The organism is Paraburkholderia sp. MM5496-R1, from assembly GCF_050436205.1.
Taxonomy (GTDB): Bacteria; Pseudomonadota; Gammaproteobacteria; order Burkholderiales; family Burkholderiaceae; genus Paraburkholderia; species Paraburkholderia tuberum.
On the sequence record NZ_JBNDLT010000002.1, the window covers coordinates 303,770 to 328,677 of the forward strand.

A 24,908-nucleotide genomic window follows, 5' to 3' on the forward strand; every position below is an offset into this window, starting at 1 on the left:
GGGCCGGCGGTCTGTCCATTGTAGAGAATCCGCGGCGCTTTGCATCGCGCCCCGCGAAGCCTTCGAAAGCTCTAGCGCGACGGACTCATGCGGAAGTACGCATCGAGCAGCGAGGTCTTGTAGACGACGCCGGCGAGCTTCGGATGCGCGGTGCTTTCGATCACCGGCAGCCGCTCGCCCTGAAACGCCATGAAGTGCTGTAGCGCGATGGCGAGCGACATGTCCGGCGTCAGCACGTCGAAATGCGGCTGCAGATAATCGGCGGCGGTTTTCATCGACGTTTCGCGCCGCTCGAGCAGATCGGACGTGATGTCCTTCAGCGCGACCACGCCGAGAAACGCGCCCGAGTCGTTCGCGACGTACAGATACTTGACCGGATACTCGAGGAACACGCGCGTCATGTCGTGCACGGTCGCGTTCGGCGGCACGACGGTCTGCGCGGGGCGGATCAGCTCGCGCATCTGCGTCGCGCGCAATCGCGAGCGCTCCTGCTCCTCGCGATTGCGGCGCAGCGTGATCTCGTACATCGAGGTCTTGCCGATCGCGCGAGCGATGAAATACGCGACCACGCACGACAGCATCAGCGGCAGCACGACCTGATAGCTCAACGTCATCTCGAAGATCATCAGGATCGCCATCAGCGGCGCCTGGGTCGCGCCCGCGAGGAATGCGCCCATGCCGACCATCGCATAGGCGTAAGCGGCCGACGTCGCATGCGGCCACAACGCGTGCATGCCCTGGCCGAACAGCGAGCCGACCGCCGCGCCGACGAACAGCGTCGGCGTGAACACACCGCCCACCGCGCCGGAGCCGGCCGTCGCCGCGGTCGCCGCGAGCTTGCAGACGAGCACCAGCAGGAGCGCGGACCATGTCCACGGCGAATGCAGGATCGAGTTCACGACGCTGTAGCCGTTGCCCCACACCTCGGGCTCCGCGACCGAAATGATGCCGACCACGAGACCGCCGAGCGCGAGCCGCACCGGCAACGCCACCGGCAGCTTGCGAAAGGCCGCCTTCGATGCGTTGAGCAGCCGCAGAAACTGCGGCGCGGCCGCGCCGCACAGCGCGCCGAGCGCGACGAACAGCAGCACCTCGGGACCGGTCACGGTCGGAAACTCCGGCATCTCGTAGGGCGGCTTGTAGCCGGCGAACTCGCGCATCGTGATGTTCGCGACGACCGCCGCGACCAGCACCGGCCCGAAGCTTTCCATCGCGATCGAGCCGAGCACGATCTCGGTGACGAAAAACGCGCCCGCGATCGGCGCGCTATACGCGGACGTGATACCGGCCGCCGCGCCGCACGCGACGAGCAGGCGCAGCCGCGGCGGATCGAAGTGGACCCAGCGGCCGATCAGCGACGCGGCGAGCGCCGCGAGCTGCACCATCGGACCTTCACGACCGATCGAACCGCCGCTCGCGATCGTAAACAGCGACGACACGCTGCGCCACAGGCTCAGGCGCACCGGCACGACGCCGTCGCCGATCGCGACCGCTTCCATGTAGTCGGTGTGCGTTTTCGTGTCGGCGTGACGCTGCGCGATCAGCAGGAAAATGCCGGCGACGAGACCACCCGCGGCCGGCAGCCAGATGCGCATGGTCCACGGTAGGCTGCGCGCCATGTCGACGAAGCTGCCGGAGCGGCCGGCAATCGCCAGTTGCAGCAGTTCGATGCCCTTGCGAAACAAGATGGTCGCCAACGCGCCGGCAATGCCGACCACAACGGCCCAGACCAGCACCGTATGGGCTTCTGAGAGGCGGAAAACGCTTTGGGCGCGGGTGCGCAGCTTCAGCAGGAATGAAAGCACGTCGTCGGTACGGGGCGTGATGGAAGGTTGAAAAAACCGCGGCACAACAGCAGCGCGCCCGCCTCGAATGGCGGGCGCGCGGCGGCGAGCGGGCAGAGGCGGGCGGCGCGGTTCAAGTCGCCGCCTTGTCGAGTTCAGGATAGTGCCGGAAGATGCAGCTTTCGTTATGGCCGATGCGCCGGTCCGAGTCCAGATACGCGGCGATGTTCGGTCTTGCGATCACGGCGTCGTGCAGCGCGGCGAGCCGCGGATAGTGCTCGCCGAAGCGCTTCAGCGCGCGCGGAAACGCGTACAGCAGACCGTCGATCAGTTGGAACATCGACAGGTCCACATAGGTCAGCGTGTCGCCGACCATGAAGCTGTCGCCGGCCGGATTCTGCGCGAGCACGCGCTCGAAGTACGACATGAACTTCGGAATCCGATGGTCGATGAAATCGTGCGCGCGCACCTTCGCCGCGTCTTTCTGCTCCTCGTAGTAGAGGCCGCTCGCGAGCGGATGGTGGGTGTCGTGCGCTTCGGTGACGACGTCGGCGATCGTCAGCTGCAGGCCGTTCGCGACATAGCGCAGGCTGTCCACCTCCGGCGCCAGCTTGAGCCGCGGGCCGAGATAGAACAGGATGTTGGCGGTCTGCGCGATCACCAGATCGCCGTCTTTCAGAAACGGTGGCGCGAACGGCGGATACGGCTCGTCGGGGCTTTGCATCACCGCCATCATCGCTTTGGTGCCAAGGCCCTTCGAAGGCTTGCCGCGCGCGACTTCGACATAGTCGACGCCGGCTTCCTCCAGCGCGAGCCGCACGAATTCGCCGCGGCCTTGCAGGCCATCCCAGTAGTACAGTTCCAGGCTCATCGATCGATCCTCATTCCGGTCGCCCGGACGCGTCGCGGCAAGGCGGTTTCACCGCTGCCATCGGACGTCGCGCACGGGCGGGTTGGGGGGCAAAGTTCGCAGCAACGAGTATGCCGTGTGATCGGCCGGGATGGTGCGCCAGAAAGCGCAAAACCCCGCGCGCGGCGGGGTGTCGGGGAAGGCGGGAGAGCCCGCGACGGCTTAGTGGAACAGGTGCTGGACGGTCCATGTGATGCCGAGTCCGCCGGCGATCAGCCATACATACAGAATCAGGCCGGTGGTCAGCGCGCGCGGACCCGCTTCGCGAATCTGCGAGAAGCGCGTTTCCATGCCGAGTGCGGTCATCGCCATCGTCAGCGCGAAGGTGTCGAACAGGTTCAGCGTCGAGGTGGCGCTTTCCGGCAGCACATGCAGCGAGTTGATCGCCACGCAGGCGAGGAAGCCGAGTGCGAACCAGGGGATCGCCAGCTTGCGCGGGGCGGCGCCGTCCGTGCCGCCATCGTTCGCGCCGCGCGTCGCGCGGTTCACCCACAGGCCGACCACCAGCAATACCGGCACGAGCAGCATCACGCGGGTCATCTTGACGATCGTCGCGATGTGCGTCGCTTCGGGGCTCACGTTGCTCGCCGCGCCGACCACCTGCGCGACCTCGTGGATCGTGCCGCCGAAGAACAGGCCGGCGCCGACCGTGTCGAGATGCAGCCAGCCTGCGTTGAACAGCACCGGGTAGAGGAACATCGACAGCGTGCCGAACAGCACGACGCTGCCGACCGCCATCGCGCTCTTGTGCGGCTTCGACTGCAGCGTCGATTCGAACGCGAGCACCGCGGCCGCGCCGCAGATCGCGCTGCCGGCCGCCGTCAGGAGCGCGGTGTCGCGATCGAGCTTCATGATTTTCATGCCGGCCCAGGTGCCGATCACGAGCGTGCTGACGACGATCAGCACCGACTCCGCGAGACCCGGCAGGCCCACCTGGGCGATTTCCTGCAGGCTCACACGCAAGCCGAAGAACGCGACCGCGATGCGCAGCAGCTTGCGCGCCGAGAAATTCACGCCGGCCGCCCAACTGACCGGCATGCTATCGCGCAGCGCGTTGCCGTAGATCGCCCCCGCGACGATGCCGACGATCAGCGGACTCAGGCCAAGGCCGGCAATCGCCGGAATCGCCGCGATGCGCGTGACCGCGGCGGCGAACAGCGCGACGAACAGTACGCCGTTGAGCTGGCCGCGGGTGGACAGCGCGGGGGAGGCGGCGGCGAGCGGGGCGGTGGGTGTGGACATGATTGGTGGTTTCGTAACGGACTTGCGTGGGACTGCATAAGCAGCAATGGGGCTAATCCTAAATTACATATATCGATATGAAAAATCGTGATTTAGAATGTGAAGTATCGGCTCAACGGATATTTAATCGAGATGACCCCGGATCAACTTATAACGTTCGCCGCCGTCGCTGAGCACCGCAACATCAGCCGGGCGGCGGTGGCGCTGCATCTGTCGCAGCCGGCGGTGTCCGGCCAGCTGAGGCAATTGCAGGACGAGTTCGGCGAGCCGCTGTATCAGCGCGATGGCCGCGGGGTGCGGCTGACGCCAGCCGGCGAACAGCTCGCCGCCTATGCGGCGCGGCTGCGCGACACCTGGCGGCAGGCGCATGCCTATCGCGACGCGCTGCGCGGTCTCGAACAGGGCACCTTGCGGATCGGCGCGAGCACGACGCCGGCGAGTTACCTGCTGCCGTACCTGATCGCCGAATTCCATCGCCGCTATCCGCACGTGACCGTGCATACCGCCAACGGCAACACGGCCGAGATCGTCGGTGCGCTCGGCTCGGTCGACATCGCGATGATCGAGGGTCCCGCCGGCGCAGATCTGCCGCCGGACACGGTCGTCCATGCGTGGCGCGAGGACGAGATCGTCGCGATCATGCCGCGCTCGCATCCGCTCGCGCAGGCGGACAACGGCGGGCGCATCGAGCTGGCCGCGTTCGGCGCGTATCCGCTGGTGCTGCGCGAGGAAGGCTCGGGCGTGCGGCAGACGGTCGAGCGCGAGTTCGCACGCGCGGGCGTGCCGATGCGCGTGGCGCTCGAAATCGCGGGGGTCGAAGGGGTGAAGGAGGCGGTGCGGGCGGGGATGGGTGTCGGTTTCGTGTCGGCGATGTCGATGCGGCATGAGGACGGTGCGCTGCGGCTCATGTCGCTGAGCCCGCAGCCGCTGACGCGGCGGCTGTCGATTCTGGTGCCGCATGCGAGCGCGCCGTCGCGGGTGGTCGAGCAGTTTCTGGCGATGTGCGTCGCGGACGAGGGCGGCTGATTACCGCGCTGGCAGCGTATGGGGTCGAGAATCCGAACCCGCGCGGGGCGCTGCCGTGCCCAGCGCGCTTCGCTTTACGCTCGCCGTATGCCGGCCGCGCCTGGGGATTTCCTCTATGGTGCGCGATGGCTGTCCCGAGCACCATTCGCACATCGCAGCGCCTCGGCGCTTTTTTTCGAAGTTTAGTTGGAACCGGTTCCAAAAGCGGTTTCGCTTCAGGATTGCGTGAGTTGGATATGGCTGATGCAGTGGAGATCGTGGTCGTCGCCAGCGCGTTCGGTGTGAACGCCGTGCGCGCCGACGGCCATCTGAAATGGGCGCAGGCGGCAAAGCGCGCCGGCGCGGCGGGTTTCGAAGTGCGTCGGGAGCTGTTCGCGAGCGACGCGGACGCGGACCCGCAACGGCTGCGCGCGCTCGGCGCGGCGTTGGCCGATCTCGGGCTGTGGTCGGTGTTCTCGACGCCGGCATCGTTGTACGCGGCCGACGGCCAGCTCGATACCGACGCACTGCGTGTCGCGCTCGATCAGGCGGCCGCGCTCGGCGCGCGCTTCGTCAAGCTGCAACTCGGCGGCTTCGCGGGCGAGGCTCACGGCGCGGCCATCGTCGCGCACGTCGCGAGCGGCTCGGGCACCACGGGCGGTGCGCAGCCACGGCTCGTCGTCGAAAACGGGCAACTGGCGCAGGGCGGCTCGCCCGCGCAGTTCGTCGGGCTGTTCGATGCGCTCGCGCGTGAAGGCCACGCGGGCGTGCTCGGCATGACCTTCGATACCGGCAACTGGGCGTGGCTCGACGTCGCGCCGCTACCCCTCGCGCCGCAGCTCGCGCCGTACGTCGAGTACATCCATTGCAAGACCACCACGGGCGAGGGCGCGCGGCGCTTTGCGAGCGCGCCGGCCGAGGATGACGCGCCATTGCGCGCGCTCCTCGACCGGCTGCCGCGCGATGTGCCGCGCGGCATCGAGTTTCCGTTCGATCCGAGCCGGATCGACGCGGATGCCGCGCGTTATGTGAGCTGGCTTGCGCGCGTGTAGACGCGCGACGCGGCATCACGAAGCGCCTCGGTCGAAGCCGTATAGCAGACGAGGCGGCAACCCAGGCAGCAAAGAACGCATTCCACGCAACACGAATCACCGCATCAGCAGCACCACCAGGAGCCCAGCATGACGCACCCTTACCCCGCACTCGACGTGATCACCTACGGCGAAGCGATGGCGATGTTCGTCGCCGCCGAAGCCGGCCCGCTCGCGGGCGTCGGGCACTTCACGAAGCGCATCGCCGGCGCGGATCTGAACGTCGCGATCGGCTTGTCCCGACTTGGCTTCAGGGTGGGCTGGATGAGCCGCGTCGGCGACGATTCGTTCGGCCGGTACGTGCGCGACACGCTGACGAAAGAGGGCATCGACCAGCAATGCGTGAGCACCGACGCGCGCCATCCGACCGGCTTCCAGCTGAAGTCGAAGAGCGACGACGGCAGCGACCCGGCGGTCGAATACTTCCGCAAGGGCTCGGCGGCGAGCCATCTGTCGCTCGACGACTACCTCGCCGATTACGTGCTGCCCGCGCGTCATCTGCATCTGACCGGCGTCGCCCCGGCGATCTCGGCAAGCTCGCGCGAACTCGCATTCCACCTGGCCCGCGAAATGCGCGCTGCAGGCAGGACGATCTCGTTCGACCCGAACCTGCGTCCGACGCTGTGGCCCTCGCGCGCGGCGATGGTCGAAGGCTTGAACGCGCTCGCCGCGCTCGCCGACTGGGTGCTGCCCGGCATCGGCGAGGGTGAGATTCTGACCGGCCACACGCAGCCGGAGGACATCGCGAAGTTCTATCTCGAGCGCGGCGCGCGCGGCGTGATCGTCAAGCTCGGCGCGCAGGGCGCGTATTACCGCACCGCGACCGATGCCGCGACGATCGCCGGCCGGCCGGTCGCGAACGTCGTCGATACGGTCGGCGCGGGCGATGGTTTCGCGGTCGGCGTGATCAGCGCGCTGCTCGAAGGCCGCACGCTCGCGCAGGCGGTCGCGCGTGGCAACCGGATCGGCGCGCTCGCGATCCAGGTGATCGGCGATTCGGAAGGTTTGCCGAGCCGCGCCGAACTCGACGCGCTGGAGCTGGCCGAGGTACCGGACATCGCAAGCGCGGCCTGACGCGGATCGGACCGCATCGATAGCGCTGCGTCCACAACCAGCATCGACGACAACAAGAGCGCCCACAGCGCGCCCAGATTTTTTCATCATTGATTCGGGACGACGCCGTCCAAGGAGACTTCCATGACCTCATCGCTTGCGATTCGCCGTTGGTGGACGATCATGCCGATCGTGTTCATCACCTACAGCCTCGCGTATCTGGATCGCGCGAATTTCGGCTTCGCGTCAGCGGCCGGCATCAATCAGGATCTCGGCATCAGCAAGGGGCTCGCGTCGCTGATCGGCGCGCTGTTCTTCCTCGGCTATTTCTTCTTCCAGATTCCGGGTGCGATCTATGCCGAGCGCCGCAGCGTGAAGAAACTGGTGTTCTGGAGCCTCGTTCTGTGGGGCGGCTGCGCGGCGTTGACCGGCATGGTCAGCAACATTCCGTCGCTGATGGCGATCCGCTTCCTGCTCGGCGTCGTCGAAGCCGCGGTAATGCCGGCGATGCTGATCTTCATCAGCAACTGGTTCACGAAGAGCGAGCGCTCGCGCGCGAACACGTTCCTGATCCTCGGCAATCCGGTCACGGTGCTGTGGATGTCGGTCGTGTCGGGCTATCTCGTGCATTCGTTCGGCTGGCGGCACATGTTCATCGCCGAGGGCGCGCCCGCGATCATCTGGGCGATCTGCTGGTGGTTCCTCGTCAAGGACAAGCCCGAGCAGGTGTCGTGGCTCACGCAAGAGGAAAAAGACGCGCTCGCGCAGACGCTGCGCGCCGAGCAGGCCGCGATCAAGCCGGTGCGCAACTACAGCGAGGCGTTTCGCACGCCCGCGGTCATCAAGCTGTGCGCGCAGTATTTCTGCTGGAGCATCGGCGTGTACGGCTTCGTGCTGTGGCTGCCGTCGATCCTGAAGAACGGCTCGTCGTTCGGCATGGTGGAAACCGGCTGGCTGTCGGCGCTGCCGTATCTGGCCGCGACGATCGCGATGCTTGCAGCTTCGTGGGCATCGGATAAACTCAACCGCCGCAAGGTGTTCGTGTGGCCGTTCCTGCTGATCGGTGCGATTGCGTTCGCGGCGTCGTACGGGCTCGGTTCCGCGCATTTCTGGGTCTCGTATGCGCTGCTCGTGATCGCGGGCGCCGCGATGTACGCGCCGTATGGACCGTTCTTCGCGATCGTACCGGAGCTGCTGCCGAAGAACGTCGCGGGCGGCGCGATGGCGCTGATCAACAGCATGGGCGCGCTCGGTTCGTTCGTCGGCTCGTACGTGGTCGGTTATCTGAACGGCGCGACCGGTTCGCCCGCGGCATCGTATGCATTCATGAGCGTGGCGCTCGTCGCCGCGGTGATCCTGACGCTCGCCGTCAAGCCGGCCGCGGCCGAACAACGTGGCCCCGCTCGTCCCACCGTCGCAAGGAAAATTAGCTGATGAACAAGATCGTCGCCTGGAAGTCGCTGCCCGAGGATGTGCTCGCCTATCTGCAACAGCATGCGCAGGTCGTGCAGGTCGATCCGTCACAGCATGATGCGCTCGTCGCCGCGCTGCGCGATGCCGACGGCGGCATCGGCGCGAGCGTGCAGATCACGCCGGCGATGCTCGAAGGCGCGAGCCGGCTGAAGGCGCTGTCGACGATCTCGGTCGGCTACGACCAGTTCGACGTCGCCGACCTCACGCGCCGCGGCATCGTGCTCGCGCACACGCCGGACGTGCTGACCGAATCGACCGCCGATACCGTGTTCTCGCTGATCCTCGCGTCCGCGCGGCGCGTCGTCGAGCTGGCCGACTGGGTCAAGGCGGGGCAGTGGCGCACGAGCATCGGGCCCGCGCAGTTCGGGCTCGACGTGCAGGGCAAGACGATCGGCATCGTCGGCTTGGGGCGGATCGGCGGCGCGGTCGCGCGACGCGCGGCGCATGGCTTCAACATGAAGGTGCTGTATACGAACCGCAGCGCGAACCACCAAGCGGAGCAGGCGTATGGCGCGCGGCGCGTCGAGCTGGCTGAATTGCTCGCGCAGTCCGATTTCGTCTGTCTGCAGGTGCCGCTCACGCGAGAGACGCGGCATCTGATCGGCGCCGCCGAACTGCGCGCGATGAAGAAGAGCGCGATCCTGATCAACGCTTCACGCGGCGCGACCGTCGACGAACCGGCGCTGATCGAGGCGCTGCGCAACGGCACGATTCACGGCGCGGGCCTCGACGTGTTCGACACCGAACCGTTGCCTGCCGACTCGCCGTTGCTCGCCATGCCTAACGTGGTCGCATTGCCGCATATCGGCTCGGCGACGCACGAGACCCGTCATGCGATGGCGCTCAACGCGGCCGAGAACCTGGTCGCCGCGCTCGACGGCACCTTGACGACCAACATCGTCAACCGTGACGTCCTGGCGAAGTGATTCGCAGGGCGGCGCGCAAGCTCCCGTCCTCGGACCGGCACAAGCGATGAGCGAATGAGCACGACCCCGCCCCCGGCCAGCATGCCGCCTGGTCCCCCGAGCGCGCCGCCGCGCCGCGCGACGATCACCGATGTCGCGCGTGAAGCCGGCACCGGCAAGACCAGCATCTCGCGCTATCTGAACGGCGAGTTCAGCGCGCTGTCGCCCGAGCTGCGCGCGCGCATCGAAGCCGCGATCGCGCGGCTCGACTATCAGCCGAACCAGATGGCGCGCGGCCTGAAGCGCGGCCGCAACCGGCTGATCGGCATGCTGGTCGCCGACCTGACCAATCCGTACTCCGTCGAAGTGCTGCAAGGCGTCGAGGCCGCGTGCCACGCGCTCGGCTTGATGCCGCTGATTTGCCACGCGGCGAACGAAGTCGAGATGGAGCGGCGTTATCTGCAACTGCTGACCACGTACCGCGTGGAAGGTGTGATCGTCAACGCGCTAGGCGTGCGCGAGGAGACGTTGCGGCCGGGCGGCGACGGCGGGATTCCGGCGGTGCTGGTCGATCGGCGCGTGGAGGGGCTGGTCGCCGACATGGTCGGTCTCGACAATGGCGCGGCCGCCGCGCTCGGTACGCGGCATCTGCTCGAACGGGGCTTCGAGCAGATCTGGTTCGTCGTGCAGCCGTTCGAGCAGGTCAGCTCGCGGCAGTTGCGCGTCGAAGCATTCGATCGGGCGATGCGCGACGATGGCCGCGCGCGCGGTCGTACGCTGGTGCTCGATCTCGCCGATGCAACTGCGCTCGAGCGCGGTCTCGCGGAGCTGGATCGTGCGATCGACTCGCCAGGCGGGGCCGGTGCCGAGCCCGCCGGCGCCTCCCCACGCATCGCGCTGTTCGCGGCCAACGCACCGGTCGCGTTGCGTCTCGCGCTGCATCTGAACGCGCGTTACGGCGCGCACTGGCAGAGCCGCGTCGCGCTGCTTTCCATCGACGATCCGGATTGGGCCGAGCTCGCCGGCATCACGACGATCCGCCAGCCGACCTACGACATCGGTTATCGCGCGGTCGAGTTCCTGCACGAGCGCATCGAAGGCGCGCAGACGGGCGCGCGCGACTGCCTGCTGCCCGGCGAGCTGATCGTGCGTGCGTCGACCGCACGCTGATTTCCGGCCAATCTGCGATGATGCGGGCTGCGGCGCGCAGCGGTTGCGCGCCGGGGATTGCAAGGAACCCCGCAAGGATACTCATGGTCGTGCCACCGCTTACCCCTCGCGAGCCTCGCGCTCGCCACGCTCGTCATCGCCGCTTTACCGTTTCTGATTTACCGACAATTGCGCCGTCCGCTCGCGCTTCGGCCGCGCGACGCGATCGCCGGCGTCGCGGTGTTCGCGCTGTTCGCGATGGTCATCGAGCGTGCGCTGCACGACTATCTGTTGCGCGGCAACGAGACGACCGCGGCGTTCCTTTCGCAGCCGCTCGCGTTCGTCGTCTATGGTGCGCTGGCCGCGGGCGTTTGCGAGGAAGTGGGGCGGTTCTTCGGCATGCGGCTGCTCATGAAGCGCGCGGCGGCGCGGCCGGCGGTGCGCAAGAAGGCGAACGTCGACGCGCCCGCCGGCGTCGCTGCAAGCGCGGGCGCGAGCCCCGCCGCCAGCACGACCGCCGACACGCGCACCGCCGCATTGCGCGCCGACGATGGCGCCGCGCTCAGCTACGGCCTCGGCCACGGCGGCGCGCAAGCGTGGATGGTCGGCGTGTTCGTGCAGTGCCAGTGGCTCGTGTTCGCGGTCCTCGAAAACCGTGGCCGGCTCGGCGATTACCTCGGCAATCTGCCGGCCGAAGCGGTGATGCGCGTGCATCTGATTCTCGCGAGCCTGACGCCGCAACTGGCCGGCATTTTCGCGCTCGAACGCGTCGCGGCGCTGGTGTTCCAGATCGGCTTGTCGGTGCTGATGTGGCGCGGCGTGCGGGCCGGCTCGCGCGGCATCCTGCCGCTCGCGATCGGGGTGCACGCGCTGATCGACGTGCCTGCGGCAATGACGCAGGCGCGGCTGCTGCCGCTCGCGGCGGCCGATACGATCTATGGGGTGGCGGCGGTGTTCGTCGCGGGACTGCTGATACGGATTTACCGGCGGCCGGCGGCGGCGTGAGCGGATGAGCCGCTGGACAGCAGGCGCCTCGCTATCCCTTCAGCGTTTCTCTAAAATGCGCCTACGTTTCAGGACCTTCTTTTCCCGGCAGCCTTCATGGAAGCTTACCAATACGACTGCGCGCATCCGGAGTTCGACGAGATCGCGCGCGTCATCAGCGATCTGTTTCCCGAGCAGACGCAGTTCATCGAGCGTGCCGCCGACGATGGCACGCCCACACTGACGGTTCACTGGGTAGCAATGCGCTTCGGCTCGACCGCGCGCCGTATCGCGATGACGGTCGCGATCGCGCCGGCGGCGCTCGCGCGTTATCGCGCGATGCCGGCGCGGTTGCGTGGCCGCAGCTTTGCGGTATTGCGCGCGTACGTCGAAGCGAGCCTGGGCTCGCTCGAAGAAATGTACGCGAACGGCCAGGCGGTCCCGCGCGAAGTCACGGTCGATCTCGGCGAAGAGTTCGCGTGAAGCGCGAATGAAGCGCGGGTGAAGCGGATTCAATCCGCGAGCCGATAGACCTTCGCGAAACGCGCGGCCTGCACGACGCCATAGTCGCCGGGCGCGTACTGCATGACCCAGTCGCCGGCCGCGCCGTGCAGCACGTCGCCGCCGCTCGCGCAGCGCGCGAGCGAGAAGGACTCGTCCATCCGGCGGGCGAGTACGACCGCCGGGCGATTGCGGTAGGTGCCGGCTTCGCCGTGCGCGAGCGCGGCATCGGCGGGCAGGTACTTCGCATCGAAGCGCTCGCGCGACACGACCCAGCGCTCGCCGGTCGAGCCGGTGATCAGCGCATCGCCGCGCACATAGCGGTTCGGGCCTTCGAGGCTCATCAACTGGCCTTCGGCGGCGGCGAATTCGACGCTTACCGTTTCGTCCTTGACGACGCGTTGGGCGTGCGGATCGTCACGCAAATCGAGATTCCTGAGTTCGGTCATGAAGCGGGTGGAAGATTAGGGGGTGAGCGTTGCGGCGAGACTTGCCGCTTTGCGGCGATCGTGCGTCGAGTCGCTGGGACGGGTAGCCGGCCCAGACAGCGCGGCTCCGAATAATGCCAGATGCATGAGCCGGGCGGCGGGAGGCGAAAGGCTGAGGTGTGGTGAGAAAGCCGCTGTTCGGGCGCCATCGGAAATTGCCGAAATCAACCGCGTCCGAACGGACCCGCGCCCGCAACGGGGCAATCCCCCGCCGCGGGCGCTCTTTCATTACGGCTTGACAGTCGCGTCGCTCGCGGCTGCCGCGGGCTTGCCGCCCTTGCCCTTGCCATGGTGGCCGCGATGATGACCCTCGGGGCCGCCCTGGTGGAACGTCGCGTCGGCGAGCTTCTTCTGCTCCGGCGACAGGCTGCTATACAGCGGTTCGAACGCATCGACGAGCTTCTTCATGCCGTCCGCATGCGCCTGCGCGATCGTTGCGTACTGTTTCATGTCGTCGAGCGCGCTCACGTTGGTGGCCGCCTTGCGCTGCTCGAACAGCCGGCCCATCGTTTCGCCGTTGCTGCGCATGACGTCGGCGAACGCCTTCCATTGCGTTTCCTGCGCGGGCGTGATTTTCAGTTGCGAGTGCAGATAAGCGATGCGGTCTTCGACGTTGCGTTCGTGGCCGGCCTTGGCCGCGGAGGCCGAGGCCGTGGTGTCCGGCGCTGCGGCCGGCGCGGTGGTTTGGGCGAACGCGCCGCCCATCGAAACGGCCGTAGCCAGCATAACCAGTGCTTTTTTCATCGAAACTCCTGATGTCTGTTCGTTATTGAGACACGGCGCGCGGCGAGCGTCTTGCCTCGCGCCAGCGGCGAATGGCGCCGCACCGCAAGCGGCTGCCGCATTCGCCCGGCGCCGCTATTAGTAACACGTTAACCCTACAATACGGTGCGTGTGCGACAAACGCTTACAACCGAAACGAACGCGAAACGGCTCGCGCCTGATCGGCAATCGCGCCGACATACTGCGCCGAGGCAGCCCCACAGTGTGCCGTGCATCTGTGACCGTACCGCGTGACATGGCGCCGCCGCGTGCAGACGCGCGATAATCCGCGACATTCCACACCAACTTCCTTCCCCTTCGATGAGACCTCCGCGCCTCGACCAGCTCGACGACCTCGACCGCAACCTCGTTGCACTGCTGCAAGCCAACGCGCGCGAGAGCGTCGCGAATCTTGCGCGGCAGCTCGGCGTCGCGCGCACGACCGTGATCGCGCGCATTGCGCGGCTCGAGCGCAGCAACGTGATCGCCGGCTACAGCGTGAGGCTTGGCCAGGATGTGCTCGATTCGAGCATCGTTGCGTATGTCGGCATCATCATCGCGCCGAAGCACGGACCGGCCGTGCAGAAACGCCTCGGCAAAATGCCCGAAGTGCAGATGCTGTGCGCGGTCAGCGGCGAATTCGACTACGTGGCATGGCTGCGCGCCGATTCGCCCGAGCGGCTCAACGATCTGCTCGATCAGATCGGCGGGCTAGAGGGCGTCGAGCGGACCACGACGTCGATCATTCTCGCGCGCAAGATCGACCGCGGCACGGTGTGAGTCGGCGCGCGGCGTAACCTCTTCGCGAGTGCTGCGAGAGTCCATCGTTGACGCCTTTTTTACGCTGTTTCGACAAATCGTTTGAGCGGTTCGTCAGAACGTCGAACGGGATGGTCATACCGCAGCATTTTGCGCGTATGAACTGTTTTTGCTTCTTCCTACACTGTCATTCAGGGGTTCGGCCCGCAGGCGCCGCGCGCAACACGCGGCGCACTTCCCAAGCTCAGAGACAGCACATGGATAACAAGGAGAAGCAGATGAAAGTAGCTATCGTCGGCGCAGGTCTGATCGGTCACACCATTGCCCATATGCTGCGCGAGACGGGCGACTACGAAGTCGTCGCGTTCGACCGCGATCAGCACGCGCTCGACAAGCTCGCCGCCCAGGGCATTCCCACCCGCCGCATCGATTCCGCCGACGCCGCCGTGCTGCTTGCCGCGATCCAGGGCTTCGACGTGCTGATCAACGCGCTGCCGTACTACCTCGCGGTCAACGTCGCATCGGCCGCGAAGGGCGCGGATGTCCATTATTTCGACCTGACCGAGGACGTACGCGCGACGCACGCGATCCGCGCGATCGCCGCAGATGCCGATCACGCATTCATGCCGCAGTGCGGTCTCGCGCCGGGTTTCATCGGCATTGCCGCGCACGAGCTCGCGAATCGCTTCACGGAAATCCGCGACGTGAAGATGCGCGTCGGCGCGCTGCCCGAGTTTCCGACCAATGCGCTGAAGTACAACCTGACGTGGAGCGTCGACGGCCTGATCAACGAGTACTGCCAGCCGTGCGAGGCCATCCGCGATGGCCGCACGCAATGGGTGCAGCCGCTCGAAGGCCTCGAGCACTTCTCGCTCGACGGCACCGAGTACGAAGCGTTCAACACATCGGGCGGGCTGGGCACGCTGTGCGAAACGCTGGCGGGCCGCGTCGAATCGCTCGACTACAAGTCGGTGCGCTATCCGGGTCATCGCAACCTGATGCAGTTCCTGCTCGAAGACCTGCGTTTGTCGAGCGACCGCGATACGCTGAAGACCATCATGCGCCGCTCGGTGCCGTCGACCGCGCAAGATGTCGTGCTGGTGTTCATCACCGTGAGCGGCATGCGCGACGGTCAGCTCGTGCAGGAGGTGTTCACGCGCAAGATCTTCGCGAAGACTGTCTGCGGGGTGCCGATGAGCGCGATTCAGATCACGACCGCCGGCGCGATGTGCGCGGTGCTCGATCTGTTCCGCGAGCGCAAGCTGCCGCAAAAGGGCTTCGTGCGCCAGGAGCAGGTGTCGCTCGGCGATTTTCTGGCGAACCGCTTCGGCAAGTTGTACGAAGGGCAGTCGCTGGAGGCAATGGCGACCGTTTGAGGCCGGCATGGCTCGCGTCGAATGAAAAATCCCCGTACGTCGCCGAGGTGCGGGGATTTTCCGTTTTTCAGCCATCATCGGGCCGGCGCGGCACTCGCCAGACACAAGGGAGGGCCGTCATCCAGCCACGATTTGCGCGACGAGCGCTTCATGGTCCGCCGAACTGGGCGCGGTATTGTCGAACATCAGCAGACCCTCGCGGCTCGCGCCGCTCGGCTCGAAGCGCCGCCGCCGGTAGTCGTCCCAGTGCGCGAGCTTGTACGCATCGTTGGGATTCGCGCGCGCGACGATCCGCTGCCGCGCCACGTCCTCCGAGGTCCGCACCCACACGACACGCAACCTCACGTCCGGCGCGACGCCGAGCCACGCATGATCGAACAGCCGCCGCTCGCGCACCTCGCGAGACAGCGGGCCGACGACCAACGCGCTGATGCCGAGTTCGAGATTGTCGCGCGCCGTATCGATGAGGCCGCGATACTCGGGGTCGCGCAGATGCTGCAGGAAAAGAGGGCTGTCGCGATCGTTCGGATCGCCGGTCAGCATCGCCATCGCGGCCGCGCTATAGCCGCCGTACAGCGTGTCCTTGTCGAGCAGGCAGAAGGGGGTGCCGCTCACTTTCATCAGCGGGCCGAGCAGTTTTTTCGCCAGCGTCGTCTTGCCCGTGCCCGCATGACCGCAAAAGAAAACCAGAGAAGTCACGCAGGCTTGTCCTCACGCGGCGCGGCGGCGTCATCGGGGCGCGGGTCGCGCGCGAACGTGCCGTTGGCCTCGAGCCACATCACGTTGATGATGCCGAAGCCGAGCGCCACACCCACGCCGAGAATCCAGGTGAAATACCACATCGCAGTCTCCTTGATCGTGCGTCCGGCGACGCGGATCGACAGGCATGCCGGCAACCGACGATGGCCAGCCGCGAGCGCGGCCGCCTGCACCGATCATGAAGAAGAACGCCGCGCCATGCAAGAGGCGCGGCGCCCGAGCTCCGTGCGCCGTGGCTGGCGGTATGTCCGCGCGTTGCTATGATGCGCAACGGTGATGCGTACGAGCGTACCGCGTCCGCCGAACCGGCGGACGCGGAGCGACGACCCACACCGCGTAGTCGGAAACTCGGGCCACAATCGAGAGCACAGGGGAGAACCAGCATGCCGATGCGCCAGTCTTGCCGCTGCCGGGCCGCACGGATGGCCGGGTCCGCACGCTGCGCCGCGTTGGCCGCATGCGTCGCGCTCAGCGTGCTCACGCTGGCCGGCTGCGCGTCGACGCCGGCCGAGCCGGTACCGTTCAAACCGGTGCCTGCCGAGCGCATCGTCAGACAGGGCTATACGGCGCCGGGCCCCGGCCTCGTCGCGGTGGACGTGCGGCGCGAGCGTTCGCGCGACGTGATCGTGCGGTTCCGCAATGCGCTCGTCTATATCGACGGCGAGCGCGTGACCGACCTGATGAACGGCGAGCACGTGGTGTTCTATCTGCCGCCCGGCGCGCATCGGATCGGCGTATCGACGCAGTTCGATCCGGTCATCGAGCTGAACTTCGTCGTGACGGCCGACCCGCGCTACACGAACCGCGCCTCGGTCACGTTCAACGACGATCACCGCATCGGCTTGCAGCGGGTCGCGCAGTAGCGTGCGGTCGAGCATTAACAATTGGAAACGCGCGGCTTAGGTATCGCGCCTTAACATGGCGGCTGATTCAAGCCGGCTGAAAGCGTGCTTGTCCGTTCATGCAGACCCGCCGACCGTCTTACGCAATGCTTACGTGAGAGGGTGGCGAGGTCTGCTTTTGTATGCAAGGTAATCCGAACATGCTGATCAATTGCGCCGCCTATCAGGACGGCCGGAAACTCGCCGACATCGATATCGACAGCATCAGCGACTACGTCGCGCGGCCCGAGTGCTTCGTCTGGGTCGCACTGAAAGACCCGGAGCCCGAGGAACTCGCGGCCATGAAAGACGAGTTCAATCTGCACGAGCTCGCGATCGAAGATGCGCAAAACGGCCATCAACGGCCGAAGATCGAGGAGTACGGCGATTCGCTGTTCACCGTGATGCACACGGTCGAGATGGACGAGCAGGGCGAATTCGTGATCGGCGAAGTCGACGTGTTCGTCGGCAGCAACTATGTGCTGTCGGTGCGCCGCGGCACGCGCACCGGCTTCAAGAGCGTGCGCGCGCGCTGCGAGCACGAGCCGCATCTGTTGAAGGAGGGCTCGGCGTTCGTGCTGTACGCGCTGATCGACGATGTGGTCGACCGTTATTTCCCGGTCGTGGAGGCGATCAGCACCGAGCTCGAAACGCTCGAGGACCGCATCTTCGAGAAGAACGATTCGGCCGCCTCGCGCGCGATCGTGCAGGACCTGTACACGATGAAGCGCCGGCTCGTGATCCTCCAGCACCATATCGTGCCGCTGCAGGAAGCGGTCGGCAAACTGACGGGCGGCCGCATTCCGAGTGTTTGCGCAGGCATGCAGGCGTACTTCCGCGACGTCTACGACCACCTCGACCGGATCGTCAGAACCATCGAGGGGCGCCGCGAAATCGTCGTCACGGCGGTGCAGGTGAACCTCGGCATGATCTCGCTCGCCGAGAGCGAAATCACCAAGCGGCTCGGCTCGTTCGCGGCGCTGTTCGCGGTGCCGACCATGATCGCCGGCATCTACGGGATGAACTTCGAGCGCATTCCCGAGCTGCATTTCAAGTTCGGCTATCCGGTCGTGCTGGCGGTGATGCTGGCGATCGACTGCGTGCTGTACCGGCGTTTTCGCAAGGCCGGCTGGCTGTAGCTGGCGCACCTTTCAATTTCCTCGGGGTTTCACTTGCGGCGCGCGCGATACCAGGCCAGCATAAGCGGCCTGTGGGTCGCGCCGCACGCGACGCACAGGCGTCATCGACTGCACGAACTGAGCGAGGGAATCTTGCCACACGCTGCCCGGATCGATCGAGCGCATTGCGGCGCCGCAGATGTTGCGCGCCGGTGCGTTGCAACAGCGCGAATCGTTGACATTCCGAAGAGTTTGCGCTGAGAATGGGCCTCGCAAACGTTTGCGCATCACAAAAAATACGGCTCGCCAGCGAGCCTGACAACCTTGGAGATACGCATGAGCCATCGAACCCGTCGTCGCATTCTTGCCGCCGCAGTTCTCGCCACCGCCTCCGCCGTCCTGCCTTTTTCCGCCGCCCACGCGCAGAACGCCCCGGCTCATAAGCCGAAGGTCGCGCTCGTGATGAAGTCGCTCGCCAACGAGTTCTTCCTGACCATGGAGACCGGGGCGAAAGACTATCAGAAGCAGAACCCCGGCAAGTTCGACCTGATCACCAACGGCATCAAGGACGAAACCGACACCGCCAACCAGATCCGCATCGTCGAGCAGATGATCGTGTCGAAGGTCGACGCGATCGTGCTCGCGCCGGCCGATTCGAAGGCGCTGGTGCCGGTCGTCAAGAAGGCGGTCGACGCGGGCATCATCGTCGTCAACATCGACAACCGGCTCGATCCGGACGTGCTGAAGTCGAAAGACCTGAACGTGCCGTTCGTCGGCCCCGACAATCGCAAGGGTGCGCGGCTCGTCGGTGACTACCTCGCGAAGCGCCTGAAGGCCGGCGACGAGGTCGGCATCCTCGAAGGCGTGTCGACCACCACCAACGCGCAGCAGCGTACCGCGGGCTTCAAGGACGCGATGCAGGCAGTCGGCGCGAAAGTCGTGTCGGTGCAGTCGGGCGAGTGGGAAATCGACAAGGGCAACGCGGTCGCATCGGCCATGCTCAACGAGTATCCGAACCTGAAGGCGCTGCTCGCCGGCAACGACAACATGGCGATCGGCGCGGTGTCGGCCGTGCGCGCGGCCGGCAAGCAGGGCAAGGTGCTGGTGGTCGGCTACGACAACATCAACGCGATCCATCCGATGCTGAAGGACGGCCGCGTGCTCGCCACCGCCGACCAGTTCGCGGCGAAGCAGGCCGTGTTCGGCATCGATACCGCGTTGAAGGCATTGAGCGAAAACAAGAAGCAGTCGCAGCTGTCGGGCGTCGTCGAAACGCCGGTCGTTCTGGTGACGAAGGACACCCTGAAGTAAGCGCGCCGCGCCCGGCGTGAAGCACGAGCCGGGCGCAGCCGGAAAAACGCACGGGAAGCCGCAAAAATCACCACGAATTATGGATAGCGTGTTTTAGAGGCAAACCACCACCCAGCGCTCCGCTTTTATTCAACGAACGCTCAAGAATCCCGCCGCACCGCCGTTAATCCCAGAGATAAGCGTCATGACGGCGGCTCGCGTGGTGAGAGGGAGCGCGGCCATGAGCAGTTGTGCATTCCGCGTAGTGGGGCGCCACGAAGGCGCCAGAAGCGCCATGTAACCAGGAGCGCGATGGATTCGACCGACCACGACGCCTTGCCTGTCGTGCTGAGCGTCAGCGGCATCGGCAAGACCTATGCCGAACCCGTGCTCGCCGACGTATCGCTGTCGCTGCGAGCGGGCGAGGTATTGGCGTTGACCGGCGAGAACGGCGCGGGCAAGAGCACGCTGTCGAAGATCATCGGCGGGCTGGTCGAAGCGAGCGCGGGCACGATGCGGCTTGCCGACGCGCCGTACGCGCCCGCGAGCCGCACCGAGGCCGAGGCGCTCGGCGTGCGCATGGTCATGCAGGAGTTGAATCTACTGCCTACGCTGTCGGTCGCCGAGAACCTGTTCCTGAACCGGCTGCCGCGTGCGGGCGCGTTCAGCTTCGGCTGGATCGATCGCGGCAAGCTGCGCGAGAACGCGCGCGAGGCGATGGCGCAGGTCGGGCTCGACGCGATCGATCCCGACACGCTGGTCGGCGAACTGGGCATCGGTCATCAGCAAATGGTCGAGATCGCCCGCAACCTGATCGACGACTGCCGCGTGCTGATCCTCGACGAGCCGACCGCGATGCTGACCGCGCGCGAGGTCGATCTGCTGTTCGAGCAGATCGGACGGCTCAAGGCTCGCGGCGTCGCGCTCGTCTATATCTCGCACCGGCTCGAAGAGCTGGCGCGGGTCGCCGAACGGGTCGCGGTGCTGCGCGACGGCCGCCTCGTGCATGTCGACGCGATGGCGAACCTGACGAGCGAGCAGATCGTCACGTGGATGGTCGGCCGCGAGCTCGGCGAGCATATCGATCTCGGCGAGCGCAACATCGGCGCGCCGCTCCTGAAAGTGGAGCGGCTCGCGCGCGGCAAGGTCGTGCGCGACGTGTCGTTCGAGGTGCGCGCGGGCGAGATTTTCGGTGTGAGCGGACTGATCGGCGCGGGCCGCACCGAGCTGATGCGGCTCATCTACGGCGCCGACCGCAAGGACGGCGGCAGCGTGTCGCTCGCCGCGACGCCGGGCGCGCCGCCTACGCCGGTGCCAATCGACTCGCCGGCGGACGCGGTACGCGCGGGTATCGCGCTGATCACCGAAGACCGCAAGGGCGAAGGCCTGCTGCTGCCGCAACCGATCGCGGCCAACCTGTCGCTCGGCAATCTCGGCAGCGTCGCGCGGCACGGCCTCGTCGACGCGAAGCGCGAGAACGCGCTGGCGCACAAGCAGATCGCCGCGATGCGGATTCGCAGCTCGGGGCCCGCGCAGGTTGTCGGCGAGCTGTCGGGCGGCAACCAGCAGAAGGTCGTGATCGGCCGCTGGCTCGCGCGCGACTGCCCCGTGCTGTTGTTCGACGAACCGACGCGCGGCATCGACGTCGGCGCGAAGTTCGATATTTACGGCCTGATGGGCGCGCTCGCTCGCGACGGCCGCGCGCTCGTCGTGGTGTCGAGCGATCTGCGCGAACTGATGCTGATCTGCGACCGGATCGGCGTGATGTCGGCGGGCAGCATGACAGGCGTGTTCGAGCGCGCGAGCTGGAGCCAGGATGCGCTGCTCGCGGCTGCGTTCGCCGGCTACCGCGGCCGTGACGCGCTGCTGCACACGCACGGCGTCAACGAAGCAGGGAGTCTGTGATGACCGATCAATCGTGGCGCGAGGCGGCGGGTGTCAAACAGGACGGCCAGCAGGACGGCAAGCAGGACGGCAAGCAGGACGGCAAGCAGGACGGCAAGCAGGGCGGTGCGCCGGACGCGCCCGCCGTGACGCCGCCCGCCGATCGGTCGGCGCCGCTCGCGAGCGGCAAGCCGGCCGGCACGCGGCTCGGCTTTTCGAACTACCTGGGCCTCGCCGGCGCGCTGCTCGCGATGATCGTGCTGTTCTCGCTGCTGAGTTCGCACTTTCTGACCTACGACACGTTCAGCACGATCGCGAACCAGATTCCGGATCTCGTCGTGATGTCGGTCGGCATGACCTTCGTGCTGATCATCGCGGGGATCGATCTGTCGGTGGGCTCGGTGCTCGCGCTCGGGGCGTCGGTGGTCAGCGTGGTGACGCTGAAGTGGGGCTGGGGGCCAGCTGCCGGCGCGCTGCTCGGGGTCGCGGTCGCGGCGCTGACCGGCACCGTGACCGGCGCGGTGACGGTGGGCTGGCGAATTCCGTCGTTCATCGTGTCGCTCGGCGTGCTCGAGGCGGCGCGCGGCATGGCGTATCAGATGACCAATTCGCGCACCGCGTATATCGGCGATGCGTTCGATTTTCTGTCGAACCCGATCGCGCTTGGCATCTCGCCGGCCTTTCTGATGGCGGTCGCGGTGATGGTGATCGCGCAACTGGTGCTGACGCGCACGGTGTTCGGGCGCTATCTGATCGGGATCGGCACCAACGAGGAAGCGGTACGGCTCGCGGGCGTCAATCCGCGGCCGTACAAGGTGATCGTGTTCGCGCTGATGGGCGCGCTGTCCGGACTCGCGGCGCTGTTCCAGATCTCGCGGCTCGAGGCGGCCGATCCGAATGCGGGTGTCGGCGTGGAGCTGCAGGTGATCGCGGCGGTCGTGATCGGCGGCACGAGTCTGATGGGCGGGCGTGGTTCGGTTATCAGCACGTTCTTTGGCGTGCTGATCATTTCGGTGCTGGCGGCGGGCCTCGCGCAGATCGGCGCGAACGAGCCGACCAAGCGCATGATCACCGGCGCGGTGATCGTGGTGGCGGTGGTGCTCGATACGTACCGCAGCCGTCGCAAACGCGCCTGAGATGGGAGCCGCGGCGCAACGATGATTGAGTGCATGGGATCGGAGTAAGCGCTAAAGCGCTAACTCCGTTCGACCGCGATGAAACTGCATGGGACCGGAGTAAGCGCTAAAGCGCTAACTCCGTTCGACCGCGATGAAACTGCATGGGATCGGAGTAAGCGCTAAAGCGCTAACTCCGTTCGACCGCGATGAAACTGCATGGGATCGGAGTAAGCGCTAAAGCGCTAACTCCGTTCGACAGGAGAGCAACAGGTTATGACGACGATCAAGGATGTAGCGGCGGTGGCGGGCGTGTCGTTCACGACGGTATCGCACGTCGTGAACAACTCGCGGCCGGTGTCGGCCGATGCGCGCGCGAAAGTCGAGCACGCGATCCGTCAACTGCACTATGTGCCGTCGGCGGTCGCGCGCTCGCTGAAGGCGCGCACGACCGCGACGATCGGACTGGTGGTGCCGAACAGCACGAACCCGTATTTCGCGGAGCTCGCGCGCGGTATCGAGGATGGCTGCGCGCGCAATGGCTACTGCGTGTTCTTCTGCAACTCCGACGATGACCCCGCGAAGCAGCGCAACTATCTGCGCGTGCTGCAGGAAAAACGCATCGACGGATTGATCGTCGCGTCGGCCGGCGACGACGCCGTGCTCGCGCAGGCGCTCGCCGACGCGCGCGAGCCGCTCGTGGTGGTGGACCGCAACATCGAGGGAGTCAGCGCGGACCTCGTGCAGATCGATCACGAGAAGGGCGCGTATCTGGCCACCCGGCATCTGCTCGAGCTCGGGCATGTGCGGATCGGTTGCATCACGGGGCCGGTGCAGACCGCGGTCAGCGCGATGCGGGTGCACGGCTTCATTCGCGCGATGGCCGAGCGTGGCATCGAGATTCCGGCCGATGCGATCGTCGAAAGCGATTTTTCGGGGACGGGCGGACATCGCGCGGCCGCGCAGCTGTTCGATACGGTCAGGCCGTCGGCGATTTTCGCGGGCAACGACATGATGGGCATCGGCGCGTTGCGCGCGGCGGCGGAGCGCAATATCAGCGTGCCGCGCGATTGCTCGATCATCGGTTTCGACGATATCGAGCTGGGCCGCTTCACGTTCCCGTCGCTGTCGACGGTCGGACAGTCGGTGCGCGCGCTTGGCGACACGGCCGCGCAGACGCTGATCGACCGGATCGCCGAGGCGTCGTCGAACAGCACCACGCGAGCGCCTGCGCGCCGCCGCGTGGTGTCGCCGCGGCTGATCGTGCGGGAGTCCACCGCGACATGGGCGGGCGAGGAACGGCGGGATCTGGCGGCCTGATGCGCCGGATCAAGGACGCATGAGGGGTGCTCGAAGGACGCGCGCGCAATCGCGACGCGACCCGTCGCGCAACGGAGGACACTCGAGTGGCAAGCAACCCAACGCGCGCACGCGTCACGGTGGTCGGTAGTCTGAACATGGACCTCGTGGTGCGTTCGCCACGCCTGCCCCAACCGGGCGAGACGCTGGCCGGCCGCGGCTTCGCGCAGGTCGCGGGCGGCAAGGGCGGCAACCAGGCGGTCGCGGCCGCGCGGCTCGGCGCGCAGGTGTCGATGCTCGGCTGCGTCGGTGCCGATGCGAATGGCGCGCAGCTGCGCGCGGGCCTCGAAGCGGAGCGCATCGACTGCGCCGCGCTCGAAACCGGCAGGGAGCCGAGCGGTGTTGCGCTGATCGTCGTCGACGATGCGAGCCAGAACACGATCGTGATCGTCGCGGGCAGCAACGGCGAGCTCACGCCGGCCACCATCGCGCGACACGAAGCGACGCTCGCCGCCGCCGCCGTCGTGATCTGTCAGCTCGAAACCCCGCCCGAATCGGTGCGCGCGGCGCTGGCGGCGGCGCGGCGGCTCGGCAAGACCGTGATCCTGAATCCGGCGCCCGCCACCGGCCCGTTGCCGGCCGACTGGCTGCCGCTGATCGACTACCTGATTCCGAACGAACTCGAAGCCGCCGCGCTGAGCGGTCTCCCCGTCGACTCGCCCGCGGACGCCGCACGGGCCGCCGCCGCATTGCGTGCGGCCGGCGCGCGCAACGTGCTGGTCACGCTCGGTGCGCGCGGCGTGCATGCGTCGCTCGAAGGCGCGGCCGCGACGCTGTACGACGCGCCGCGCGTCGAGGCGGTCGACACGACCGCGGCCGGCGACACCTTCATCGGCGGCTTCGCGGCGCAGCTCGCGCAGGGCGCGAGCGTCGATGCGGCGATCCGCTTCGCGCAGCGCGCCGCCGCGCTATCGGTGACGCGCGCGGGCGCACAGCCATCGATTCCGACGCGCTCCGAGCTCGACGCATCGGACTGATGCCGCGGCGGCATTGGCACCGCGCACGCTGCCTGATCGAACT

General features: G+C 66.7%; 23 protein-coding genes and 1 pseudogene. 17 read left to right on the top strand and 7 right to left on the bottom strand.

What is annotated here, in order from left to right; genetic code table 11:
• Positions 1-71 precede the first annotated feature (71 nt).
• From OKW38_RS08125 to OKW38_RS08135, 3 genes are all read right to left on the bottom strand, one after another.
• Positions 72-1,805, bottom strand: coding sequence for a ClcB-like voltage-gated chloride channel protein (locus OKW38_RS08125; protein WP_090805829.1), 1,734 nt, complete (start codon positions 1,803-1,805; stop codon positions 72-74).
• Between the two features lie 112 nt (positions 1,806-1,917).
• On the bottom strand, positions 1,918-2,655 hold the full coding sequence (locus OKW38_RS08130; RefSeq protein ID WP_090805317.1) for a glutathione S-transferase: 738 nt from the start codon (positions 2,653-2,655) through the stop codon (positions 1,918-1,920).
• Positions 2,656-2,856: 201 nt separating this feature from the next.
• On the bottom strand, positions 2,857-3,936 hold the full coding sequence (locus OKW38_RS08135) for a YeiH family protein (RefSeq protein WP_429360926.1): 1,080 nt from the start codon (positions 3,934-3,936) through the stop codon (positions 2,857-2,859).
• A gap of 132 nt (positions 3,937-4,068) precedes the next feature.
• On the opposite strand from OKW38_RS08135, the gene OKW38_RS08140 reads away from it, so the two are divergent.
• The 8 genes and pseudogenes from OKW38_RS08140 to OKW38_RS08175 all read left to right on the top strand — a co-directional run bounded on the left by OKW38_RS08140 (position 4,069) and on the right by OKW38_RS08175 (position 12,079).
• Complete coding sequence (locus OKW38_RS08140) at positions 4,069-4,962, top strand: LysR family transcriptional regulator (RefSeq protein ID WP_187610523.1); 894 nt, start codon at positions 4,069-4,071, stop codon at positions 4,960-4,962.
• A gap of 236 nt (positions 4,963-5,198) precedes the next feature.
• Positions 5,199-5,993 carry a sugar phosphate isomerase/epimerase family protein gene (locus OKW38_RS08145; protein ID WP_429360928.1) on the top strand — a complete coding sequence of 265 codons (795 nt, stop codon included), beginning with the start codon at positions 5,199-5,201 and terminating at the stop codon, positions 5,991-5,993.
• A 129-nt stretch (positions 5,994-6,122) separates the two neighbouring features.
• Positions 6,123-7,106: a sugar kinase gene (locus OKW38_RS08150; RefSeq protein ID WP_260334880.1), complete on the top strand. Its 984-nt coding sequence runs from the start codon at positions 6,123-6,125 to the stop codon at positions 7,104-7,106.
• A gap of 123 nt (positions 7,107-7,229) precedes the next feature.
• A complete protein-coding gene (locus OKW38_RS08155) occupies positions 7,230-8,519 on the top strand; it encodes an MFS transporter (protein WP_090805310.1) in 1,290 nt (429 codons plus the stop codon).
• A complete protein-coding gene (locus tag OKW38_RS08160; protein ID WP_090805308.1) occupies positions 8,519-9,484 on the top strand; it encodes a 2-hydroxyacid dehydrogenase in 966 nt (321 codons plus the stop codon). The genes OKW38_RS08155 and OKW38_RS08160 overlap by 1 nt, the downstream gene beginning before the upstream one ends.
• Positions 9,485-9,538: 54 nt before the next feature.
• Positions 9,539-10,633 carry a LacI family DNA-binding transcriptional regulator gene (locus OKW38_RS08165; RefSeq protein ID WP_429360929.1) on the top strand — a complete coding sequence of 365 codons (1,095 nt, stop codon included), beginning with the start codon at positions 9,539-9,541 and terminating at the stop codon, positions 10,631-10,633.
• Positions 10,634-10,716: 83 nt separating this feature from the next.
• Positions 10,717-11,617, top strand: a pseudogene (locus tag OKW38_RS08170) (YhfC family intramembrane metalloprotease).
• 96 nt (positions 11,618-11,713) lie between these two features.
• Entirely contained in the window at positions 11,714-12,079 is a 366-nt protein-coding gene (locus OKW38_RS08175; RefSeq protein ID WP_090805303.1) for a DUF3022 domain-containing protein, read from the top strand.
• A gap of 29 nt (positions 12,080-12,108) precedes the next feature.
• Here the strand turns inward: OKW38_RS08175 and OKW38_RS08180 are convergent, their stop codons facing one another.
• Together OKW38_RS08180 and OKW38_RS08185 are read right to left on the bottom strand one after the other, a co-directional pair.
• A complete protein-coding gene (locus OKW38_RS08180; protein ID WP_429360931.1) occupies positions 12,109-12,546 on the bottom strand; it encodes a PGDYG domain-containing protein in 438 nt (145 codons plus the stop codon).
• A gap of 267 nt (positions 12,547-12,813) precedes the next feature.
• A complete protein-coding gene (locus OKW38_RS08185; RefSeq protein ID WP_429360932.1) occupies positions 12,814-13,329 on the bottom strand; it encodes a Spy/CpxP family protein refolding chaperone in 516 nt (171 codons plus the stop codon).
• A 339-nt stretch (positions 13,330-13,668) separates the two neighbouring features.
• On the opposite strand from OKW38_RS08185, the gene OKW38_RS08190 reads away from it, so the two are divergent.
• Together OKW38_RS08190 and OKW38_RS08195 are read left to right on the top strand one after the other, a co-directional pair.
• Complete coding sequence (locus tag OKW38_RS08190; RefSeq protein WP_090805298.1) at positions 13,669-14,127, top strand: Lrp/AsnC family transcriptional regulator; 459 nt, start codon at positions 13,669-13,671, stop codon at positions 14,125-14,127.
• A 257-nt stretch (positions 14,128-14,384) separates the two neighbouring features.
• Positions 14,385-15,482 (top strand): saccharopine dehydrogenase C-terminal domain-containing protein, encoded by a 1,098-nt coding sequence (locus tag OKW38_RS08195; protein ID WP_429360934.1) that lies wholly within the window; start codon positions 14,385-14,387, stop codon positions 15,480-15,482.
• A 117-nt stretch (positions 15,483-15,599) separates the two neighbouring features.
• Here the strand turns inward: OKW38_RS08195 and OKW38_RS08200 are convergent, their stop codons facing one another.
• Together OKW38_RS08200 and cydX are read right to left on the bottom strand one after the other, a co-directional pair.
• On the bottom strand, positions 15,600-16,181 hold the full coding sequence (locus tag OKW38_RS08200) for an AAA family ATPase (RefSeq protein WP_429360936.1): 582 nt from the start codon (positions 16,179-16,181) through the stop codon (positions 15,600-15,602).
• Positions 16,178-16,324: a cytochrome bd-I oxidase subunit CydX gene (gene cydX / locus OKW38_RS08205; protein WP_184056699.1), complete on the bottom strand. Its 147-nt coding sequence runs from the start codon at positions 16,322-16,324 to the stop codon at positions 16,178-16,180. Before cydX ends, OKW38_RS08200 begins: the two co-directional genes overlap by 4 nt.
• Positions 16,325-16,663: 339 nt before the next feature.
• Here cydX and OKW38_RS08210 point away from each other — a divergent pair, with 339 nt between their 5' ends.
• The 7 genes from OKW38_RS08210 to rbsK all read left to right on the top strand — a co-directional run bounded on the left by OKW38_RS08210 (position 16,664) and on the right by rbsK (position 24,865).
• Positions 16,664-17,104, top strand: a complete 441-nt coding sequence (locus OKW38_RS08210) for a DUF2846 domain-containing protein (RefSeq protein WP_244145012.1) — start codon at positions 16,664-16,666, stop codon at positions 17,102-17,104.
• 179 nt (positions 17,105-17,283) lie between these two features.
• Positions 17,284-18,261, top strand: coding sequence for a magnesium/cobalt transporter CorA (gene corA / locus OKW38_RS08215; protein ID WP_090805825.1), 978 nt, complete (start codon positions 17,284-17,286; stop codon positions 18,259-18,261).
• 315 nt (positions 18,262-18,576) lie between these two features.
• Complete coding sequence (locus OKW38_RS08220; protein WP_184022717.1) at positions 18,577-19,551, top strand: sugar ABC transporter substrate-binding protein; 975 nt, start codon at positions 18,577-18,579, stop codon at positions 19,549-19,551.
• 291 nt (positions 19,552-19,842) lie between these two features.
• On the top strand, positions 19,843-21,435 hold the full coding sequence (locus tag OKW38_RS08225; protein WP_429360937.1) for a sugar ABC transporter ATP-binding protein: 1,593 nt from the start codon (positions 19,843-19,845) through the stop codon (positions 21,433-21,435).
• On the top strand, positions 21,435-22,550 hold the full coding sequence (locus OKW38_RS08230; protein ID WP_429360939.1) for an ABC transporter permease: 1,116 nt from the start codon (positions 21,435-21,437) through the stop codon (positions 22,548-22,550). The genes OKW38_RS08225 and OKW38_RS08230 overlap by 1 nt, the downstream gene beginning before the upstream one ends.
• A 255-nt stretch (positions 22,551-22,805) precedes the next feature.
• Positions 22,806-23,849, top strand: coding sequence for a LacI family DNA-binding transcriptional regulator (locus OKW38_RS08235; RefSeq protein WP_429360940.1), 1,044 nt, complete (start codon positions 22,806-22,808; stop codon positions 23,847-23,849).
• 86 nt (positions 23,850-23,935) lie between these two features.
• Entirely contained in the window at positions 23,936-24,865 is a 930-nt protein-coding gene (gene rbsK, locus OKW38_RS08240) for a ribokinase (protein WP_429360942.1), read from the top strand.
• The last annotated feature ends 43 nt before the right edge of the window (positions 24,866-24,908 follow it).

Coding starts and splice junctions, on each gene's coding strand:
- OKW38_RS08135 (WP_429360926.1), bottom strand. CDS start 3,936: ATGTCCACACCCACCGCCCCGCTCGCCGCCGCCTCCCCCGCGCTGTCC.
- OKW38_RS08190 (WP_090805298.1), top strand. CDS start 13,669: ATGAGACCTCCGCGCCTCGACCAGCTCGACGACCTCGACCGCAACCTC.
- OKW38_RS08140 (WP_187610523.1), top strand. CDS start 4,069: ATGACCCCGGATCAACTTATAACGTTCGCCGCCGTCGCTGAGCACCGC.
- cydX (WP_184056699.1), bottom strand. CDS start 16,324: ATGTGGTATTTCACCTGGATTCTCGGCGTGGGTGTGGCGCTCGGCTTC.
- OKW38_RS08195 (WP_429360934.1), top strand. CDS start 14,385: ATGAAAGTAGCTATCGTCGGCGCAGGTCTGATCGGTCACACCATTGCC.
- OKW38_RS08185 (WP_429360932.1), bottom strand. CDS start 13,329: ATGAAAAAAGCACTGGTTATGCTGGCTACGGCCGTTTCGATGGGCGGC.
- OKW38_RS08160 (WP_090805308.1), top strand. CDS start 8,519: ATGAACAAGATCGTCGCCTGGAAGTCGCTGCCCGAGGATGTGCTCGCC.
- OKW38_RS08230 (WP_429360939.1), top strand. CDS start 21,435: ATGACCGATCAATCGTGGCGCGAGGCGGCGGGTGTCAAACAGGACGGC.
- OKW38_RS08220 (WP_184022717.1), top strand. CDS start 18,577: ATGAGCCATCGAACCCGTCGTCGCATTCTTGCCGCCGCAGTTCTCGCC.
- OKW38_RS08210 (WP_244145012.1), top strand. CDS start 16,664: ATGGCCGGGTCCGCACGCTGCGCCGCGTTGGCCGCATGCGTCGCGCTC.
- OKW38_RS08150 (WP_260334880.1), top strand. CDS start 6,123: ATGACGCACCCTTACCCCGCACTCGACGTGATCACCTACGGCGAAGCG.
- corA (WP_090805825.1), top strand. CDS start 17,284: ATGCTGATCAATTGCGCCGCCTATCAGGACGGCCGGAAACTCGCCGAC.
- OKW38_RS08225 (WP_429360937.1), top strand. CDS start 19,843: ATGGATTCGACCGACCACGACGCCTTGCCTGTCGTGCTGAGCGTCAGC.
- OKW38_RS08175 (WP_090805303.1), top strand. CDS start 11,714: ATGGAAGCTTACCAATACGACTGCGCGCATCCGGAGTTCGACGAGATC.
- OKW38_RS08130 (WP_090805317.1), bottom strand. CDS start 2,655: ATGAGCCTGGAACTGTACTACTGGGATGGCCTGCAAGGCCGCGGCGAA.
- OKW38_RS08180 (WP_429360931.1), bottom strand. CDS start 12,546: ATGACCGAACTCAGGAATCTCGATTTGCGTGACGATCCGCACGCCCAA.
- OKW38_RS08235 (WP_429360940.1), top strand. CDS start 22,806: ATGACGACGATCAAGGATGTAGCGGCGGTGGCGGGCGTGTCGTTCACG.
- OKW38_RS08145 (WP_429360928.1), top strand. CDS start 5,199: ATGGCTGATGCAGTGGAGATCGTGGTCGTCGCCAGCGCGTTCGGTGTG.
- OKW38_RS08155 (WP_090805310.1), top strand. CDS start 7,230: ATGACCTCATCGCTTGCGATTCGCCGTTGGTGGACGATCATGCCGATC.
- OKW38_RS08165 (WP_429360929.1), top strand. CDS start 9,539: ATGAGCACGACCCCGCCCCCGGCCAGCATGCCGCCTGGTCCCCCGAGC.